Genomic DNA, 18,795 nt, shown 5'->3' with positions numbered 1-18,795 from the left:
CCTATTTTCATCACTCACCAGAAACTTGAGCATCCGGTTTGCTATATATCAATAATGGTGCGGATTTATCTTCAACAACCGTCTCATCAACGACAACTTTTTCTACATGTTCCATTGATGGGAGATCGTACATTGTGTCCAATAAAACACCTTCCACAATTGAGCGAAGACCACGAGCACCCGTTTTACGCACCATTGCTTTTTTAGCAATCGCTGTCAGAGCTTCTTTTCTGAATTCCAGCTCAACGCCTTCCAGATTAAATAAAGCCTGATACTGTTTTGTCAACGCGTTTTTTGGCTCTTGCAGAATCTGGATTAAAGCTTCTTCATTAAGTTCACCCAGCGTTGCCACAACCGGCAGACGGCCAATGAACTCAGGAATCAAGCCGAATTTGATTAAATCTTCCGGTTCAACCTGAGCAAGCAAGTCACCTTCAGTTGCTTTCTCTGATTCACCTTTAACTGTAGCACTAAAACCTATTCCGGAGCTGACATTCAAACGCTGGCTAACAACCTTGCTCAACCCGGCAAATGCGCCGCCACAGATGAACAGAATTTTAGATGTATCAACCTGAAGGAACTCCTGCTGTGGATGCTTACGACCACCCTGAGGAGGAACAGCTGCTACTGTGCCTTCAATCAATTTCAACAGTGCCTGCTGAACGCCTTCACCTGACACATCACGTGTTATTGAAGGATTATCAGATTTGCGGGAGATTTTATCTATTTCATCAATATAAACGATACCACGCTGCGCTTTCTGTACATCGTAGTCACATTTTTGCAAAAGCTTTTGAATAATGTTTTCTACGTCTTCCCCAACATAACCTGCTTCAGTCAGGGTCGTAGCATCAGCCATGGTAAATGGTACATCTAAATAACGGGCAAGTGTTTCTGCCAGCAAAGTTTTACCGCTACCGGTTGGCCCGATTAGCAGAATGTTACTTTTGCCTAATTCCACACCGTTATTAGTATCCCCATTACGCAGGCGCTTATAATGGTTATAAACGGCTACCGCTAGTACTTTTTTCGCCATTTCCTGACCGATGACATAATCATCCAGATGTTGGCGAATTTCATGAGGGGTAGGCAATGTACTACGCTCACGATGTGGTACTAGCTCTTTAATTTCTTCGCGAATGATATCATTACATAAATCGACACATTCATCGCAGATATACACTGACGGGCCAGCTATTAATTTCCGGACTTCATGTTGGCTTTTCCCGCAGAAAGAGCAATACAGCAGCTTTCCTGAACCGTCTTTGCGCTTATCTGTCATCAGTCAACCTCACTTTATGAGCTGTTATCCCAGTCTATCTGGCATAACAGAAAAAACGCTGTCATTACTCTGCATAATCAGGTGATTGTACAAAAATTCACCTTTAAATTATAGTGTTGGAGTAATAAATTAATTATCAATAAATTAGTTGCGCTGGGTGAATATGCTATCAACCAATCCGTATTCTACGGCTTCCCCGGCTGATAAGAAACGATCACGTTCTGTATCTTCGACTATCTTCTCAAGCGATTGCCCCGTATGTTTTGCCATCAACTCATTCATACGTGCTTTAACTTTGAGTATTTCCTGCGCATGGATTTCAATATCTGTTGCCTGCCCCTGAAACCCACCTAATGGCTGATGGATCATCACTCTGGAATTTGGCAAACAGAAACGTTTCCCTTTAGCACCAGCAGTTAACAGGAACGCACCCATTGAGCAGGCTTGCCCCATACAAATAGTACTCACATCTGGCTTAATAAATTGCATGGTGTCATAAATAGACATACCAGCTGTGATAACCCCACCCGGCGAGTTGATATATAAGTGAATGTCTTTTTCTGGGTTTTCTGCTTCCAGGAAGAGCATCTGAGCGACAATTAAGTTCGCCATATGGTCTTCTACCTGGCCAGTCAGAAAAATAATTCGATCTTTTAATAAGCGGGAATAAATATCAAATGCACGTTCCCCACGTGCTGTCTGTTCAACCACCATCGGCACCAAAGACATGTTAGGTGCATATTGATCTTGCTTGCCACTGTATGACATTTCCGTCTCCTAATAGAACTCACGCTGGTGCCATTCATAACTGATTCTACTTGAGATAAGCGATGATGACCATGATCCAAAGTTAACTAACAGAGGGCTTCCCTCTATAAAAAGTAGTAAGCCATTACATAATAGTAAGAAAGGATATGAGGTTAAATCTGTTTTTTTCAAGGACAATAAAAAAAACCCGCAAGCTACGCCTGCGGGTTTGCATTACTGAGAGAAGAATTCATCATCTCAGGTAATCAATAAATGAAACTTATGCCATTTGATTCTGATTCATCAGATCATTAAAGCCAGTTTCTTTTTCAGAAACTTTTGCTTTACTCAGAACCAATTCAACAGCTTGCTCTTCCAGAGCAACGTTGCGGATGTTGTTCATCATTTCTTTGTTTTTGCTGTAGTATTCAACGACTTCTTTTGGATCTTCATATGCAGAAGCCATTTCTTCGATCAGCGCATTAACACGCTCATCATCAACTTTCAGCTCATTGCTGCTGATAACTTCACCTAACAGCAGACCAACAACTACACGGCGTTTTGCCTGCTCTTCGAACAGCTCACGAGGCAGTTCCAGAGCCTGCGCTTCATTACCACCGAAACGCTGTGCCGCCTGACGACGCAGTACATCAACTTCGCCATCAATAGCTGCAGCAGGAACGTCGATTTCGTTAGCCTTAACCAGACCATCCAGAACCTGAGTTTTAATGCGGTTACGTACTGCATTTTTCAGTTCACGTTCCATGTTTTTACGAACTTCTGCGCGCAGACCGTCAACTGTCGCTTCGGTAATACCAAAACGCTTGATAAACTCTTCAGTCAATTCTGGCAGTTCACGCTGTTCAACTTTCTTCAGGTTAATTGCGAATTTAGCCGCTTTACCTTTCAGGTTTTCAGCATGATAATCTTCAGGGAAAGTCACATCGATAGTGAATTCGTCGCCCGCTTTGTGGCCAACAACACCTTCTTCGAAACCTGGGATCATGCGGCCTTGGCCCATTGCCAGAACGAAGTCTGTTGCTTTACCGCCTTCGAACTCTTCCCCGTCCACAGAACCATTGAAATCGACAGTTACGCGATCTTCTGCAGCTGCTGCTTCATCGGTTTCTTTCCAGTCAGCCTGTTGTTTACGCAGAGTGTCCAGCATAGTGTCAACGTCTGCATCTTTCACTTCAACAACTGGTTTTTCAACTTCGATTTCTTCCAGGCCTTTCAGTTCGATTTCTGGGTATACTTCGAATTCAACTGCGTAAACGAAGTCTTCGCCATCTTTGAACTGTTCTGGTTTGTAGCTTGGTGCACCAGCCGGATTAATTTTATTCTCAATGATCGCATTGATGAAATTACGCTGCATCAGATCACCCAGTACATCCTGCAGGACAGAGGCGCCATAACGCTGCTGAACGATTTTCATAGGTACTTTACCTTTACGGAAACCGTCAATACGTACTTTTTTCGCTACATTAACCAGCTCACTGCTAACTGCTTTTTCAATGTCGGCAGCAGGAACGGTGATTGACACACGACGCCCTAGGCCTTGAGTTGTTTCAACAGAAACTTGCATCTTGTTACCTCAAAAAAATCATAGTGCTCGGTCAACTTCAGAATGGTACAACGCCTGATACGGGCAAATTGCAGCACTCTTCAAGAACCGGGGTGGTCGCATTTAAAAAACCGAGAATCCCTGTGATCAGAAGCGCCCCGAAACTATTGTAAAAATTTAGACGCAGCATTATAGCGATGCAGACAGTATGAGTCGAGAATTGCTGGCAAAAGCGTGCAATATTCGTTGACTTATGTGATAAGCATTGCTCAATAACCACATCATGTCATTGGTTATTCGATATGAATATCCCTATAAACTTCAAGATAGAGCGCGATGGCAAGAGAATTTCCTTGATTACATAATGCATGATGTAACCGGGTGGGCATACATAACCAGCAACGCTATAACTTAAAATGACGGGTATAAACAAAAATACAGCCCGAAGGCTGTAGTTTAACGTGAAAACCAAATTAATTAAAAAGTAAGTACAAGCTCTCTACTCTGTAAAATCATGAAGTCGTCGCCGTTCCTCCCCGGCATGCTGGCGAGTTCAGAACAGTATCTTCCAATTCCATCCACTCTTTTTCTGTATATGTGTGAAGTGCCAGGGCATGTACTCCTCCAGCCATTTCATTAACCAGGGTGCTGTATACTGAGCGATGACGGTTAAGCATCCTCTGATCAATAAATGCATTACTGATTACAATGATTTTAAAATGGCTTTCAGAACCTGCTGGTACATTATGACGATAACTTTCATCAATAACTTCCAGATGAGAAGGCTTAAATGCCGCCCGTAACTTTGTTTCTATTTCCTGACGAACCATCTCATTCTCCTTAGTCACCAAAGGTTATTAATCAACCATATATTGATTTTAGTTTATTTCCCGCGATTTATAGGATTCAAACATCTAATTATCTTAAACCAAATACATTTTGTTTATTTCCCTATATCTTTCAATTAGTAAGCATTAGGGATATGCCACTACCTATCGCAGTGTTATGATTGCAACGGTTTGTACTACCTGTATTACTATACCGGGTATCCGTATCCAGAATGAGACCATTTACATGCTAAAGAAAATACTTATTCCACTTACCGCACTGCTCTTTTTAGCCAATCTGACTGGCTGTGCAACTCCCAGCAATACACTCGCTATTCAGCCTAAAATCGCCCTGCCATCAGCAGACCCGACGATGAAAGCTATCACAATCAGTATTAGTGGGGTCGACCAGCGGCAATCTCAAGCCCTGGCTCAAGTAAACCGGGATGCAAAATTAGTCACGCTGCTACCTTCACGCGATTTACGCTTTTTACTGCAAGAAGCACTGGAAAAGCAAATGGTCGCTCGTGGTTATATGATTGGCTCTCCGGCTAATGCCAACTTGCAAGTTGTTGTCAATCAGCTTTATGCCAATGTTAAAGAAGGCAGTTTACGTCACGATATTTCAGCAAAAGCAGAAATTTCAGTGATTGTTTATGCTCAAGATGGCAGTAAACAAATCAAGAACTATCGCACCAGCTATAATGTTCAGGCTCCATTAAGTGCAACTAACGCAAAAATTGCTGATGCTGTTAATACTGTATTATCGGATGTTATCGCAGATATGGCCCAAGATTCGTCAATCAGCACCTTCATCAAACAAAACGTTCGCTAACAGAATATGAATATGCTTTCTGCCTGATTCTATTGAAGTGACTTTCGGTAGACTATAGGCAGAAAGTATTGGAGGGGCTTATGGCAAATCATGCTCTTAACTTATCAGCAATACGTAACTATCGCATTCTTCTTTTACTGGGTTTCGCATCAGGCCTTCCTCTTGCTCTTACAGCAGGAACATTACAGGCATGGATGACAGTGGAAGATGTTGATATTAAAACTATCGGCTTTTTCACTTTAGTTGGTCAGGCCTACGTCTTTAAATTTCTCTGGGCACCTGCCATGGATCGCTATTCTCCTTCATTTCTGGGACGGCGACGTGGGTGGATGCTTGTTACCCAGCTTTTTCTTATTATCAGCATAGCAGGGATGGGATTTCTGAATCCCTCACAACATTTATGGTGGTTAGCCGCATTAGCAGTTGCTGTCGCCTTCTTTTCTGCTTCTCAGGATATTATTTTCGATGCCTATAAAACCGACCTGCTTCAACAGGAAGAGCGCGGTGCCGGAGCTGCGATTTCTGTATTGGGCTACAGGTTGGCAATGCTGGTTTCCGGCGGTTTAGCCCTATGGGTAACAACTTATATTGGCTGGAATAGTATGTACTGGCTTATGGCCGGTCTGATGCTGATTGGTGTTTATGCTACTCTTACGGCTAAAGAACCCCAAATAGATACAGCACCACCAAAAACGTTACATCAAGCCGTCGTAGAACCTTTATTTGATTTTTTTAGTCGAAATAATGCCTGGCTTATTCTTCTACTAATTGTTATGTATAAATTGGCTGATGCTTTCGCCCTCTCCCTCAGCACCCCTTTTCTTATCCGAGGAGTTGGTTTTAATCCAGCCGAAGTTGGTATGATCAATAAAACCCTTGGGCTGGCCGCTACCATTATAGGAGCACTATATGGTGGTTATTTAATGCAAAAGTGGAGTCTGTTCCGTGCATTGATGATCTTCGGGATCCTGCAAACCATTTCGAATTTCGGTTATTGGATACTTGCCGTCACCCCCAAAGATATTTATGTCATGGGGGGCGCTATATTTCTGGAAAATATCTGTGGTGGTATGGGCACAGCAGCATTTGTTGCCCTACTCATGACACTTTGCAATAAGTCTTTTTCAGCGACACAATTTGCTCTTCTTTCAGCTTTATCTGCGGTAGGACGAGTGTATGTTGGCCCGGTTGCAGGCTGGTTTGCTGAAGCTCATGGCTGGCCAATGTTTTATCTGTTTTCCATTGTGATTGGATTTCCGGGCCTGGCTCTACTGCTGGTTTGTCGTAGTACACTAGCTTATACCCAAAAAACGGATAGTTTTATTCCCCGGACACTATTCAGCCGCTATTATCGGCTGGCCTTCCTGACGATGACTCTGGCTGCACTTATTTTTGTTGCCTGGCTGATTATAAATAGCCTGTTGTTTGTAATAACACATATTGTCACTTTGGTGCTTTTCATCTCTCCACAATATATCGATATTTTTAATAACATAAGTGACTTTATATACCCTATGTTGTCCTGGAGCGTTGTCATTGGTGTCATAGGATTACTGCTAGGTGGTATTCTGGACTACATCGCATTGAAAAAAAGCAAATTTGCTTAAAATTCTCACCACTACAACAAAAGGCTGACAAAGTTCAGTCTTTTGTTGCTCTTATTTAGTGATTATTATCACAATAATAGTAAAAAATTAAAATTATGTGACCCAAGAAACATCTTTTCTAGAGGGGGAACATTTATATTTGTACTAATAAATATTATTATTCTCACGTTCACATTTATTTTGTTTCGAACTATCCAAAATATCTTTATTTATCTAAAGCCATATAAAGGGAATTTATGAAAAGACATATTTTGACACTCACAGCAGTTGCTGCCGCCTTGGTTTCTGCTTCAGCCAGCGCGGATTACCAGTGGGGGTTTGCCAATGTCAGCATGAACTACCTTGACTGGAGCAAACACACAACACACAAAACCGGGCAGTCTTCTCACAAAGATGATTTCGCTTATATGGAACTAGAAGGTGGAGCAGGCTTCAGCTGGGGAGAGCTATATGGTTTCTTTGATTTAGAGAATCCATTTAACAGCAAGACTGCACAACCCGGTGATAACCTACGATACGCCTTCAAAACAACAGGCCGTTATTATCTGGGAGAAACAGGTTTTAATCTTTACGGACATGTTTACGGAAGCTACTCTCTTCCCGGAAATGGCGGAAACTTCCATGAAGTCAATACACTCTATGGATTAGGTTATAATACAACCTTCGCAGGTCTGTGGTTCAAACCGTTCGTCGCTTTAAATTATACCGACAACAAATTCTACTCAGGAAACAACGGTTATGTTGTAGGCTGGGTTGCCGGATACGATTTCAACCTGTGGGAACAAAAATTCAGCGTCACAAACTGGAATGAAATTGAATTAAACCGCAATAAGCGTTACGGCAACGGTGGCCCTGACGGAGTCAACGGCGCAGTAGGGTTATGGTGGAATCCACTCCCTTCTTTTACTGCCGGAATTCAATACCGTTATGCTGACAATAAATTAGGGGAAGATTTCCTTCAGGATGGTATTGTTTACAGTGTAAAATATAACTTCTAATAATTAGTTTAACTGGTGAACAGTTCAAAACTGTTCACCAAGATTAAAAGTCATGATTTATTTACTGAAACATTGTCTGTTTAAAAACGTTACCTGTAATTTTCATTAAGAAAACTTTATTTAAAAATAGATGGTTATATAAAAAATATTGCCTATTTTGATTTATTGGATACAATAACCACCCGAAGTTAACTTTTTGTTAAATCTCATATTGCATGTGATCCCTCTAGCATAAAAAGCCTACAAGCCATCCTGCTTCTATTACAATTGTTTACACTCCGGTAACCTTACCGTAGAATGCCCGCACTGATGAAACGACAATAAAGCTTTTGTTATCTGGGGTCGCTCTAATGAGACTTATGAAATACAAAAAAACTATTGGGTTATCGTCACTACTCGCAGCCACTTTAATGCTAAGTGGTTGTGATATGGTATTGATGAATCCCAAAGGGGCGATCGGCGTTGAGCAAAAAACGCTGATACTGACAGCGTTTGGCCTGATGCTGATCGTTGTTATCCCGGCTATCGTAATGGCAATCGTCTTTGCTTTACGTTACCGGGAAGCCAACAAATCTGCAACCTATCGTCCAAACTGGGCACACTCAAATAAAATTGAGCTTGTTGTCTGGACCGTGCCTATCCTGATTATCATCGTATTGGCCACGATTACATGGAAAACGACTCATGAGCTCGATCCATATAAGCCACTGGACAGTGATGTGAAGCCGGTAACGATTGAAGTTATTTCCCTCGACTGGAAATGGCTGTTTATCTATCCGGAGCAGGGTATTGCAACCGTAAATGAAATTGTATTCCCTAAAGATGTGCCAATTAACTTCAAAATCACCTCTGACTCTGTGATGAACTCTTTCTTCATTCCACAGTTAGGCGGTCAGATTTATGCAATGGCAGGTATGCAGACAAAACTGCACTTGATTGCTAACTCAGCAGGCAAATACGATGGCTTCTCAGCCAGTTACAGTGGACATGGCTTCTCTGGCATGAAATTCACCGCAACTGCAACTGAAGATCGTGCTGGTTTTGAAGAGTGGGTACAAAAAGTTAAAGCGTCACCTAAAACTCTGGACACAGTGCAGGCATTCAATGCATTGGCAAAACCTAGCCAGAACAACCCAGTTGAATACTTCTCAAGCGTGAAACCAAAACTGTTCCAGGAAACTATCGCCAAGTTTATGGGTGATATGGGTCATGGTGGTATGTTTGGTATGTCTCACGGCAAAACAGGCCATGACAAAGCAGAACATGGTGAAGCTGCGGGTCATAATATGAATATGAGTCAACCGGCTCATGCAGGTGTTGAGGAATAAAGACATGTGGGGAAAATTAACACTTGATGCGATCCCATTACATGAACCCATTATTGTGGTTACTTTATTGGGGATCCTTCTCGGGGGACTGGCAGTAGTTGGTTCCATAACTTATTTCGGCAAATGGAAATGGCTCTGGAGCGAATGGTTGACAAGTGTCGACCATAAAAAAATCGGTGTCATGTATATCGTTGTTGCCATGGTAATGATGCTGCGTGGTTTTGCTGACGCCATCATGATGCGTGGACAGCAAGCCCTGGCTTCCGCTGGTGAAGCAGGTTTCCTGCCCCCGCACCATTATGATCAAATCTTTACCGCGCACGGCGTAATCATGATTTTCTTCATGGCGATGCCTTTCGTTGTTGGTCTGATGAATATCGTGGTTCCTCTACAAATCGGGGCACGTGACGTCGCATTCCCATTCCTGAACTCCCTGAGCTTCTGGTTGTTTGTTGTGGGTGTCGTTCTGATCAACCTCTCTCTGGGGGTCGGCGAATTCGCACAAACTGGCTGGCTGGCCTACCCACCTCTATCCGGTCTGGAATACAACCCGGGAGTTGGTGTTGATTACTGGATATGGAGTCTTCAGCTCTCCGGTGTAGGTACGTTGCTGACAGGTGTTAACTTCTTCGTGACCATCCTGCGTATGCGTGCGCCAGGTATGTCCATGATGAAACTGCCTGTTTTCACTTGGGCTTCACTGTGTACCAACGTACTGATTATTGCAGCATTCCCTATTCTGACAGTGACAATCGCACTGTTAACCCTGGATCGTTATCTGGGCACCCATTTCTTTACCAACGATATGGGCGGCAACATGATGATGTACATCAACCTGATCTGGGCATGGGGTCATCCTGAAGTTTATATTCTGGTTCTGCCTGTCTTTGGTATCTTCTCTGAAGTTACGGCAACCTTCTCGAAAAAACGTCTGTTTGGTTATACCTCTCTGGTATGGGCGACAATTGTTATTACCATTCTGTCGTTCATCGTATGGTTGCACCACTTCTTTACCATGGGTTCCGGCGCGAACGTTAACGCCTTCTTCGGTATTGCCACGATGATTATCTCTATCCCGACCGGGGTTAAGATCTTCAACTGGCTGTTCACTATGTACCGTGGTCGCATCGAATTCAAAACCCCGATGCTGTGGACTGTTGGCTTCCTGGTCACCTTCTCAATTGGTGGTATGACCGGTGTTCTGTTAGCTGTTCCGGGTGCAAACTTCGTACTGCATAACAGTCTGTTCCTGATTGCGCACTTCCATAACGTTATCATCGGTGGTGTTGTATTCGGTTGTTTCGCGGGTACTACTTACTGGTTCCCGAAAGCATTCGGTTTCACCCTGAATGAAAAATGGGGCGTGCGTGCATTCTGGTTCTGGATCACTGGCTTCTTCGTTGCCTTTATGCCTCTGTATGCGCTGGGCTTCATGGGTATGACCCGTCGTCTGAGCCAGGATATCAACCCAGAATTCCATCCTTTGCTGGTTGTTGCAGCAGGTGGTGTTGTCCTGATTGCTCTTGGTATTCTGTGTCAGGTTATCCAGTTCTACGTCAGTATCCGTGATCGTGAACAGAACCGTGATCTGACTGGTGACCCATGGGGTGCCCGTACTCTGGAATGGTCAACTTCATCTCCACCTCCGTTCTATAACTTTGCGGAAGTTCCACACATCCAGACTCGTGATGCGTGGTGGGATATGAAAGAAAAAGGTACTGAATATAAGCGCCCTGCTAAATATGAAGAAATTCATATGCCTAAAAACACAGGTGCTGGCGTGATTATCAGTGCATTCTGTCTGGTGCTGGGCTTTGCGTTTATCTGGCATATCTGGTGGATGGCTATTGCAAGTTTCGCAGGTATTGTCATCAGCTGCATCGTGAAAAGCTTTGACGAAGATGTTGATTACTACGTTCCTGTAGCTGAAGTCGAAAAAATTGAAGATCAGCGTTACGAAGAACTGAGAAAGGCAGGTGCGAAATAATGTCGACTCAAACCCTTAATAACACAGCCGCCCATGACGCTCATGGGCACCACGATACAGGAGCCAACAAAGTATTTGGTTTCTGGATCTACCTGATGAGTGACTTGGTTCTGTTTGCAAGCCTGTTTGCAACTTATGTTGTACTTGCTAACGGCACAGCGGGCGGCCCGTCAGGTAAAGAAATTTTTGAACTGCCATTTGTGCTGGTAGAAACCTTCCTGCTGTTGTTCAGTAGTATCACTTACGGTTTCGCCATGCTGGGCATGAACAAAGGTAAAGCTGGTCAGGTAAACCTGTGGCTGTTCGTTACCTTCCTGTTGGGTCTGGGCTTCGTTTCAATGGAAGTTTACGAATTCCATAAACTTATCTCAGAAGGTTTTGGTCCTGACCGCAGTGCATTCCTGTCATCCTTCTTCGCACTGGTTGCGACTCACGGTCTGCACGTTACCTTTGGTCTGATCTGGATTATTGTTCTGATGGTTCAGGTTGCACGCCGTGGTCTGACTGACGTGAACCAGACTCGCCTGAACTGCCTGAGCCTGTTCTGGCACTTCCTTGACGTTGTCTGGATCTGTGTATTTACTGTCGTTTATCTGATGGGAGCTATGTGATGAGTCATCCAAATACTTCTCATACCGGCGCCAGCCACGGTAGCTTCAAAACTTATATGATTGGCTTTATCCTGTCAGTCATATTGACCGTGATCCCATTCTGGATGGTAATGGATGGTACTGCTTCACACAGTACAATCCTCGTCACCGTGGTTGTCATGGCTGTTATTCAGATTTTTGTACATTTCATCTGCTTCCTGCATATGAATACATCATCTGAAGAACGCTGGAACCTTGTTGCTTTAATATTCACATTGTTGGTTATTGCCATCGTTGTCGTTGGCTCACTGTGGATTATGTACAACCTGAATATCAATATGATGGTTGATTAAGAGTTGATTTGAATGATTAAGCAATACCTACAAGTGACCAAACCAGGAATTATTTTCGGAAATCTAATTTCTGTGATTGGTGGTTTTCTACTCGCTTCCAAGGGCGTAATAGATTACCCCTTGTTCTTTGCAACAATGGTCGGAGTATCGTTGGTAGTAGCGTCAGGTTGTGTATTTAACAACTATATTGACCGCGATATTGACAGGATCATGGAAAGAACAAAAGAAAGGGTCCTTGTTAAAGGGCTTATCAATCCGAAAATCAGCCTGATTTACGCCTCAGTGTTAGGTATTGCTGGCATGGTGCTGCTCTATGTAGCAGCCAATGCCTTAGCAATGCAGTTAGCTCTCATCGGGTTTGTCATTTATGTAGGGGTTTATAGCCTCTACATGAAAAGGAAGTCTATTTATGGCACGCTGGTAGGTAGCTTGTCAGGTGCAGCACCTCCTGTTATTGGTTATTGTGCCGTAACAGGGCAGTTTGACATGGGAGCATTGATTCTATTGCTGATTTTCAGCTTATGGCAAATGCCCCACTCTTACGCCATTGCTATTTTTCGGTTCAAAGATTACCAGGCCGCCAATATTCCAGTTTTGCCTGTTATTAAGGGTATCTCTGTGGCAAAAAACCACATTACCCTCTATATTCTGGCATTTATGGTTGCTACGCTGATGCTGACAATCAGTGGCTATGCAGGTTATAAATACCTCATCGTTGCTGCAGTAGTAAGTATCTGGTGGCTGGGGATGGCTTTATCAGGTTATAAAACCACAAATGATCGAGCTTGGGCTCGTAAGTTATTTATATTCTCTATTGTCGCCATCATGTCTTTGAGTATTATGATGTCTGTGGATTCTGCGGCATCTCCAGAAATAGCGCTAACTTACATCCGGTAGTATTCAAATGGCAGGGAAAACCTGCCATTTTTCTTTCCTTTTCTCTTGCAAACATTGCTTTACTCCTGTCTAGCTAAAATGTCATATCGAATTTTTGAAGGTATGAGGTACCCATGAACGATAATAAAATGACTCCCCTTGAACTCAGAGCAACATGGGGTTTAGGTTCCGTTTTTTCTCTACGCATGTTAGGCATGTTCATGGTGTTACCAGTCCTGACAACTTACGGTTTAGAGTTACGGGGCGCCTCCGAAGCTTTAATCGGCATTGCAATTGGCATCTACGGTTTAACACAGGCTATATTTCAAATCCCATTCGGGCTACTTTCAGATAAAATTGGCAGAAAACCTTTAATTATCATTGGACTGCTTATTTTTGTCTTAGGCAGTATTATTGCCGCCTTTAGTGACTCCATCTGGGGTGTTATTGTCGGAAGAGCTTTGCAGGGTACAGGAGCAATTTCTGCGGCGATTATGGCATTACTATCGGATCTGACCCGTGAGCAAAATCGCACAAAAGCTATGGCATTTATTGGGATCAGTTTTGGTATCACATTTGCCTTTGCCATTGTCGTCGGTCCTATTGTTACTCACCAGATTGGATTAAATGGTTTATTTGGTACGATAGCAATCCTTGCCAGTTGCGGTATCTTAATAACATTATTCGCAGTACCATCGACACATAAGCACTTATTAAATCGGGAATCCGGTATTGTTCGTGGCAGCTTCCGACGTGTACTTTCTGATCCCCAGCTACTAAAACTCAATTTTGGTATACTTAGCCTGCATACATTATTGATGTCGAGTTTTGTTGCCCTACCCCTTATTATGGAAAAAGTCGGTTTTCCTCCCCAGCAACACTGGAAAGTTTATTTAATTACTACTCTTATTTCCTTCGTTGCTGTTTTACCATTCATTATTTATGCAGAAACAAAACGCCGAATGAAACAGGTTTTCCTGCTTTGCATCGGCATATTGTTTATCGCTGAGTTTATATTATGGTCTTTAGGCTCACATCTTTGGGGAATATTTGCCGGTATTCAGATTTTCTTCCTTGCGTTTAATATCATGGAAGCCATTTTACCTTCATTAATCAGTAAAGAAGCGCCGGCAGGGTATAAAGGTACAGCGATGGGAATTTATTCCACCAGCCAGTTTATCGGCGTGGCGTTGGGCGGAAGTCTTGGCGGTATGCTATACGAAATACAAGGTGCATCCTTAGTCTTTATGGCTGGGATTATTCTTACTCTATTCTGGTTTATTCTCAGTCTTACCATGCGTCAGCCACCTTATGTCAGTAGCATCAGGCTAGTTTTGCCTGCTCAATTAAGTGATCCTGAAGCTCTGGAAAAGGAAATACGATCTCAGGTGGGTGTGAAAGATATCGTGATTGTGCCAGAGGAACTCAGCGCATATATAAAGGTAGATACTAAGCAGACTAACCGTGAACAATTAGAACAGATTGTAATTGCCCATTCATAATAAAGTTCAGGGTAGCCGATATCTGTACAGAATTAAGGGAAGCGACAGTAATAAATAATTACGGGCTTCCCTTAAATATTTGGCTCAATCCAAAAAGAACAATCCGCTTATATTACGGTTAATCTCTGAAGTTAGTAAACTGAAAAGGCTGACCCAACTCTGCACCGCGAACTAATGTAATCACACTTTGCAGATCATCACGGGCTTTACCAGTAACTCGTACTTGTTCACCCTGAATTTGGGCCTGAACTTTCAGCTTACTGTCTTTAATCAGCTTAACGATTTTCTTCGCTAGCGGAGTATCAATACCCTGTAGCATGGTTGCTTCCACACTGTAGGTTTTACCACTATGAACCATATTTTCAGGAACATTCAGCACCGAGCCATCAATTCCTCGTTTGGCAAATTTTTCACGCAGAATATCGATAAGTTGGTTAACCTGAAAGTCAGATTCGCTCGCGATCTTAACGGATTCGTTCTTCTCGTTTAATTCAAAACTCGCATTGACATTGCGGAAATCCCAGCGATTGGTTAATTCTCTCTGCGCATTTTCTACTGCATTGCGCACTTCCTGCATATCAACTTCTGAAACAATATCAAATGATGGCATTACCAGTCACCTCCTGCTAATCAATAATCCGGCATGATAACCGCTTTCCATTATTGGCAAAAGATCTATACTTCTCAGGCTAAGTGATCTTTCTGATTTCCGCGACCTTAGGTAATTTGAGATTTATGCAAGACTTGCATAATTTTAACGTTTCCGCTGAAAGTATCTCTCAAGGAAGAACAATGAAAATAACTGTTCTGGGTTGTGGTGCCATAGGAAAATTATGGCTTGCCGCCTTGTCTGAACAACAGCATCATGTTCAGGCATGGCTAAAAGTCCCACAACCTTCGTTAGCTGTTCGTATTAATACATTACAAAATAGAACATTTGAACAGCAAGTCCTTGCCAATAATGAAAAGCATCTTGCTGAAAGCGAGCTACTGCTTGTTTGTCTGAAAGCCTGGCAGGTTCCCGATGCTATTAATAATCTCTCCCCCAAACTTTCCCCCGATTGCCCGATACTGCTACTACATAACGGAATGGGAACGCAGGAAGAACTTTTACCTCTGCCTAACCCTATTTTATCCGGAGTAACAACTCATGGAGCCTATCAGGAGAATGGAATTGTTTATCATAAATCACCGGGAATAACCCAAATTGGTTCTACAATACCTGATGCGAATAAATTCAGTGTATTAGCAAATATTCTGAACGATGCTCTGCCAGAGGTAATCTGGAGCAACGATATTTATGCTATCAGCTGGCTAAAACTTGCTGCGAACTGCATTATCAATCCACTCACCGTACTTTACGATTGCAAAAATGGCGGGTTACTAAATCATATTGCTAAAGTCCATGCTTTATGTGATGAGGTTCATCAAGTGATGAAACATGATGGTATTCAGATCTCCAGGCAGACACTGATAGATTACATTATGGACATCATCACGCGGACATCAGAAAACTCATCATCTATGCGGCAGGATATCCGTTCACAGCGACGTACGGAAATAGACTACATTACTGGTTTTCTACTAACTCGGGCCCGTGTACATGGGCTGATACTGACAGAAAACGCACAAATTTATCGTTATATCAAACGACAGGAGGAGGAATATGAACGCCTCAGCTCTCATTTGTCTCGCTCACGGTAGTGAAGAAACCGAAGCTGTCACAACTATTGATTTACTGGTCAGAGCCGGTATTAGCGTCACCGTCGCCAGTACAGCAACAGATGGTGCACTGATATTAACCTGCTCACGTGGTGTTAAGGTTGTTGCAGATGTCCCTCTGGTAGAAGTTGTTGACGAAGATTTTGATGCCATTATCCTGCCGGGCGGCATAAAAGGAGCGGAATGTTTTCGTGATAGCCTGCTAGTCGTGGAAAAAATTCGCACGGCACAAAGTCAGGGAAAAATCATCGCTGCAATTTGTGCATCACCAGCTATTGTCCTGGAACATCACCAACTTTTTCCAGTTGGTAATATGACGGGATACCCCAGCATGAAAGATAAAATCGCGCCAGAAAAATGGATAGATCGGCGGGTCTATTTTGATGAAAGGGTCAATCTACTCACCAGTCAGGGGCCTGCGACTGCTTTTGACTTCGCTTTAAAACTGATTGAGCTTTTGAAAGGGAAAGATACTGCCGCAGAAGTTGCTGCTCAGTTAGTTTTGCCACCGGGTATCAACAATTACCAAAATCTACAGTAATTGTTCTATTAATAAATTATTCTGTTAATAATAAGCTGCTGGAAACAATATATAATGCCAGCAGCTTATCTGTTTTCAGATTAAGGGCGATAAACCTTCACATTCTGGAAACCCTGTTCACGCAGGTAAAGCGCCTGTAAACGGCTCATTACTCCACGCTCACAATACAGCAGGTAGTTTTTCTCTTTTGGCAAATCGCCAAACTGGGTACTCAGCTTATAGAAAGGCAGTGAATGGATATCGATGCCGTCCATTTTCAGAGGACGGTCATCCTGTTCATCCGGTGAGCGGATATCCAGTAAGACATCATCAGAAGAAAATTCAGTCACCATTTCTACTTCTACAACCTGCTCACCAGCCTGCTCAGCTATCTGACGGATATCAAGATTCTGAGCTTCACTTACCACATGATCCAGAATATCGAAATTAAACTTATCTTCTTCTGCTTCAATTTTGGCTTTGACTGCTTTCACTGTCGGGCTTTTAGAGATCACGCCACAGAACTCAGGCATAGTACGGGCAAAATCTTCTGTGCCTATCTCGCGAGCCAGCTTAATGATGTGCTCTTTATCATGGGAAATCAGAGGGCGAAGGATCAGGGTATCTGAAGCATTATCAATCAGTCTCAGGTTAGTCAGCGTCTGACTGGAGACCTGCCCCAGCGCTTCTCCTGTCACAATTGCCTGAACACCATAGCGCTCCGCAATTTTGGAGGCGGCTCTGACCATCATTCTCTTAAGCACAACCCCCATTTGACCGTCATCCACTTTTTCCAGGATTTCTGCGACAACCGGTTCAAAATCGACCGCAACAAAACGGACTTTGTGGGAACTGCCAAATCGGTTCCACAGATAGTGAGCGACCTGTTTCACACCAATTTCATGGGCAGAGCCACCAAGATTAAAGAAGCAGTAGTGGACACGGCAGCCACGGCGCATCAGCATATAGCTGGAAACACCGGAATCAAAGCCGCCTGAAATCAGTGAAAGAACGTCTTCCTGTGTTCCGATTGGAAATCCGCCAATCCCCGGGTGGCGAGCTTTAACCAGAACCAGTGTATCCTGATTAATTTCCAGATTAACTGTCACATCTGGATGGGTCAGCTTCACTTTGGCAGATTCAATATGCTGATTCAGGCCGCCACCAATATATCGTTCAGCTTCATTGGAAGTAAAACTGTGTTTACCCCGGCGTTTTACACGGACACAAAACGTTTTTCCGTGCAATAAATGCCCATATGTTTCGTAGGTTTGTTCAAAGATATGATGCAAGTCACGAAACTCTCTCTCTTCTACTTGCAGGATATGGTGAATACCCGGAATACGTGTAAGTGCATCACAAATTTCTGCGCCGAGGTTATCATTTTTAGTTCGAACTTCTATATTATCCCAATGGCGAACAACAGCAGTTCCCTCTCCGAATGTTTTCAGTACATTACGGATATTGCTGGCAAGGATTTTAATAAAACGTAAGCGGACACTCTGGCTCTTGATCGTAATTTCTGGGAATAATTTAATGATAAACTTCATAGTAAGATATAGTAGTCATTCAGTATTGAACTATCACAAGCAGGATCAATGATGGTTCTTAAATAGTCAGTTGGATAGGGCGCAGAGTATAACACTATCTCACTATATCTCCTGTAAAAAAACAGTTTGTCTGTAAAAAAACAGTAGTAACGAATGATTTATTTCTTTCAGTGTAGTAGGGTACTCTGCAATTCTGTAACGGATTTATTTCACTGTAACTCGTTAAATAATCATACTATTAAATCATTATGTCTAAGGCAAACCGAACATCAGCAACCGAGCAGGCACCGACTTTTGAAACATCCCTGAAAGAGCTGGAAGAAATCGTCATTCGGCTGGAATCAGGGGAGCTTCCTTTAGAGGATGCATTAAATGAATTTGAACGCGGAATTCAACTTGCAAGACAAGGGCAAAAAACCCTCCAACAAGCGGAACAACGAGTACAAATTCTATTAAGTAATGATGCACAATCACCGCTTGATGAATTTTCGCCTGATGCTGAGTAAC

The 18,795-nt window shown here is 42.9% G+C and carries 18 protein-coding genes; 12 read left to right on the top strand and 6 right to left on the bottom strand.

Annotated elements, in window-relative coordinates; translation table 11 throughout:
- Window positions 1-10: 10 nt before the first annotated feature.
- The 4 genes from clpX to bolA form a co-directional block, all read right to left on the bottom strand.
- Complete coding sequence (clpX, locus tag AACS90_RS06640; protein WP_099111560.1) at window positions 11-1,282, bottom strand: ATP-dependent protease ATP-binding subunit ClpX; 1,272 nt, start codon at window positions 1,280-1,282, stop codon at window positions 11-13.
- 144 nt (window positions 1,283-1,426) lie between these two features.
- Entirely contained in the window at window positions 1,427-2,050 is a 624-nt protein-coding gene (gene clpP / locus AACS90_RS06635) for an ATP-dependent Clp endopeptidase proteolytic subunit ClpP (RefSeq protein WP_086955403.1), read from the bottom strand.
- Between the two features lie 259 nt (window positions 2,051-2,309).
- Window positions 2,310-3,614, bottom strand: a complete 1,305-nt coding sequence (gene tig / locus AACS90_RS06630) for a trigger factor (RefSeq protein WP_099122214.1) — start codon at window positions 3,612-3,614, stop codon at window positions 2,310-2,312.
- Between the two features lie 491 nt (window positions 3,615-4,105).
- Window positions 4,106-4,423: a transcriptional regulator BolA gene (bolA, locus tag AACS90_RS06625; RefSeq protein WP_099122213.1), complete on the bottom strand. Its 318-nt coding sequence runs from the start codon at window positions 4,421-4,423 to the stop codon at window positions 4,106-4,108.
- Window positions 4,424-4,667: 244 nt separating this feature from the next.
- On the opposite strand from bolA, the gene AACS90_RS06620 reads away from it, so the two are divergent.
- The 9 genes from AACS90_RS06620 (at window position 4,668) to AACS90_RS06580 (ending at window position 14,496) form a co-directional block, all read left to right on the top strand.
- Window positions 4,668-5,255, top strand: coding sequence for a lipoprotein (locus tag AACS90_RS06620; protein ID WP_099122266.1), 588 nt, complete (start codon window positions 4,668-4,670; stop codon window positions 5,253-5,255).
- Between the two features lie 80 nt (window positions 5,256-5,335).
- Window positions 5,336-6,862 carry a muropeptide MFS transporter AmpG gene (ampG, locus tag AACS90_RS06615; RefSeq protein ID WP_099122212.1) on the top strand — a complete coding sequence of 509 codons (1,527 nt, stop codon included), beginning with the start codon at window positions 5,336-5,338 and terminating at the stop codon, window positions 6,860-6,862.
- Between the two features lie 236 nt (window positions 6,863-7,098).
- Complete coding sequence (locus AACS90_RS06610; RefSeq protein ID WP_099122211.1) at window positions 7,099-7,860, top strand: nucleoside-specific channel-forming Tsx family protein; 762 nt, start codon at window positions 7,099-7,101, stop codon at window positions 7,858-7,860.
- Between the two features lie 350 nt (window positions 7,861-8,210).
- Window positions 8,211-9,188 (top strand): cytochrome o ubiquinol oxidase subunit II, encoded by a 978-nt coding sequence (gene cyoA / locus AACS90_RS06605; RefSeq protein ID WP_099111555.1) that lies wholly within the window; start codon window positions 8,211-8,213, stop codon window positions 9,186-9,188.
- Between the two features lie 4 nt (window positions 9,189-9,192).
- Window positions 9,193-11,175 (top strand): cytochrome o ubiquinol oxidase subunit I, encoded by a 1,983-nt coding sequence (gene cyoB, locus AACS90_RS06600; RefSeq protein ID WP_099111554.1) that lies wholly within the window; start codon window positions 9,193-9,195, stop codon window positions 11,173-11,175.
- Window positions 11,175-11,786 (top strand): cytochrome o ubiquinol oxidase subunit III, encoded by a 612-nt coding sequence (locus tag AACS90_RS06595; RefSeq protein ID WP_099111553.1) that lies wholly within the window; start codon window positions 11,175-11,177, stop codon window positions 11,784-11,786. The genes cyoB and AACS90_RS06595 overlap by 1 nt, the downstream gene beginning before the upstream one ends.
- Complete coding sequence (locus AACS90_RS06590; RefSeq protein ID WP_086955395.1) at window positions 11,786-12,118, top strand: cytochrome o ubiquinol oxidase subunit IV; 333 nt, start codon at window positions 11,786-11,788, stop codon at window positions 12,116-12,118. The genes AACS90_RS06595 and AACS90_RS06590 overlap by 1 nt, the downstream gene beginning before the upstream one ends.
- A 12-nt stretch (window positions 12,119-12,130) precedes the next feature.
- On the top strand, window positions 12,131-13,015 hold the full coding sequence (gene cyoE / locus AACS90_RS06585; RefSeq protein WP_099122210.1) for a heme o synthase: 885 nt from the start codon (window positions 12,131-12,133) through the stop codon (window positions 13,013-13,015).
- Window positions 13,016-13,128: 113 nt separating this feature from the next.
- Window positions 13,129-14,496, top strand: a complete 1,368-nt coding sequence (locus tag AACS90_RS06580) for an MFS transporter (RefSeq protein WP_099122209.1) — start codon at window positions 13,129-13,131, stop codon at window positions 14,494-14,496.
- Window positions 14,497-14,614: 118 nt separating this feature from the next.
- On the opposite strand, the gene AACS90_RS06575 is transcribed toward AACS90_RS06580, so the two are convergent.
- Window positions 14,615-15,106 (bottom strand): YajQ family cyclic di-GMP-binding protein, encoded by a 492-nt coding sequence (locus AACS90_RS06575; RefSeq protein ID WP_099111550.1) that lies wholly within the window; start codon window positions 15,104-15,106, stop codon window positions 14,615-14,617.
- Window positions 15,107-15,288: 182 nt separating this feature from the next.
- Here AACS90_RS06575 and panE point away from each other — a divergent pair, with 182 nt between their 5' ends.
- Together panE and yajL are read left to right on the top strand one after the other, a co-directional pair.
- Window positions 15,289-16,200, top strand: a complete 912-nt coding sequence (panE, locus tag AACS90_RS06570) for a 2-dehydropantoate 2-reductase (RefSeq protein ID WP_099122208.1) — start codon at window positions 15,289-15,291, stop codon at window positions 16,198-16,200.
- Window positions 16,163-16,759 carry a protein deglycase YajL gene (gene yajL / locus AACS90_RS06565; RefSeq protein WP_099122207.1) on the top strand — a complete coding sequence of 199 codons (597 nt, stop codon included), beginning with the start codon at window positions 16,163-16,165 and terminating at the stop codon, window positions 16,757-16,759. Before panE ends, yajL begins: the two co-directional genes overlap by 38 nt.
- 80 nt (window positions 16,760-16,839) lie before the next feature.
- On the opposite strand, the gene thiI is transcribed toward yajL, so the two are convergent.
- Window positions 16,840-18,288 (bottom strand): tRNA uracil 4-sulfurtransferase ThiI, encoded by a 1,449-nt coding sequence (thiI, locus tag AACS90_RS06560; protein WP_099122206.1) that lies wholly within the window; start codon window positions 18,286-18,288, stop codon window positions 16,840-16,842.
- A 248-nt stretch (window positions 18,289-18,536) separates the two neighbouring features.
- Between thiI and xseB the strand changes: the two genes are divergently transcribed.
- Complete coding sequence (gene xseB, locus AACS90_RS06555) at window positions 18,537-18,794, top strand: exodeoxyribonuclease VII small subunit (protein WP_086955388.1); 258 nt, start codon at window positions 18,537-18,539, stop codon at window positions 18,792-18,794.
- Window position 18,795: the final 1 nt, after the last annotated feature.

It is taken from the genome of Xenorhabdus sp. KK7.4, assembly GCF_963876465.1.
Taxonomy (GTDB): Bacteria; Pseudomonadota; Gammaproteobacteria; order Enterobacterales; family Enterobacteriaceae; genus Xenorhabdus; species Xenorhabdus stockiae.
Note: the sequence above shows the minus strand (reverse complement) of the source record. Positions and strands in the feature narration are given on the sequence as shown.

What these genes read in the sequence shown, in the direction of transcription:
- clpX (WP_099111560.1), bottom strand. Translation starts at nt 1,282, where the DNA reads ATGACAGATAAGCGCAAAGACGGTTCAGGAAAGCTGCTGTATTGCTCT.
- clpP (WP_086955403.1), bottom strand. Translation starts at nt 2,050, where the DNA reads ATGTCATACAGTGGCAAGCAAGATCAATATGCACCTAACATGTCTTTG.
- tig (WP_099122214.1), bottom strand. Translation starts at nt 3,614, where the DNA reads ATGCAAGTTTCTGTTGAAACAACTCAAGGCCTAGGGCGTCGTGTGTCA.
- bolA (WP_099122213.1), bottom strand. Translation starts at nt 4,423, where the DNA reads ATGGTTCGTCAGGAAATAGAAACAAAGTTACGGGCGGCATTTAAGCCT.
- AACS90_RS06620 (WP_099122266.1), top strand. Translation starts at nt 4,668, where the DNA reads ATGCTAAAGAAAATACTTATTCCACTTACCGCACTGCTCTTTTTAGCC.
- ampG (WP_099122212.1), top strand. Translation starts at nt 5,336, where the DNA reads ATGGCAAATCATGCTCTTAACTTATCAGCAATACGTAACTATCGCATT.
- AACS90_RS06610 (WP_099122211.1), top strand. Translation starts at nt 7,099, where the DNA reads ATGAAAAGACATATTTTGACACTCACAGCAGTTGCTGCCGCCTTGGTT.
- cyoA (WP_099111555.1), top strand. Translation starts at nt 8,211, where the DNA reads ATGAGACTTATGAAATACAAAAAAACTATTGGGTTATCGTCACTACTC.
- cyoB (WP_099111554.1), top strand. Translation starts at nt 9,193, where the DNA reads ATGTGGGGAAAATTAACACTTGATGCGATCCCATTACATGAACCCATT.
- AACS90_RS06595 (WP_099111553.1), top strand. Translation starts at nt 11,175, where the DNA reads ATGTCGACTCAAACCCTTAATAACACAGCCGCCCATGACGCTCATGGG.
- AACS90_RS06590 (WP_086955395.1), top strand. Translation starts at nt 11,786, where the DNA reads ATGAGTCATCCAAATACTTCTCATACCGGCGCCAGCCACGGTAGCTTC.
- cyoE (WP_099122210.1), top strand. Translation starts at nt 12,131, where the DNA reads ATGATTAAGCAATACCTACAAGTGACCAAACCAGGAATTATTTTCGGA.
- AACS90_RS06580 (WP_099122209.1), top strand. Translation starts at nt 13,129, where the DNA reads ATGAACGATAATAAAATGACTCCCCTTGAACTCAGAGCAACATGGGGT.
- AACS90_RS06575 (WP_099111550.1), bottom strand. Translation starts at nt 15,106, where the DNA reads ATGCCATCATTTGATATTGTTTCAGAAGTTGATATGCAGGAAGTGCGC.
- panE (WP_099122208.1), top strand. Translation starts at nt 15,289, where the DNA reads ATGAAAATAACTGTTCTGGGTTGTGGTGCCATAGGAAAATTATGGCTT.
- yajL (WP_099122207.1), top strand. Translation starts at nt 16,163, where the DNA reads ATGAACGCCTCAGCTCTCATTTGTCTCGCTCACGGTAGTGAAGAAACC.
- thiI (WP_099122206.1), bottom strand. Translation starts at nt 18,288, where the DNA reads ATGAAGTTTATCATTAAATTATTCCCAGAAATTACGATCAAGAGCCAG.
- xseB (WP_086955388.1), top strand. Translation starts at nt 18,537, where the DNA reads ATGTCTAAGGCAAACCGAACATCAGCAACCGAGCAGGCACCGACTTTT.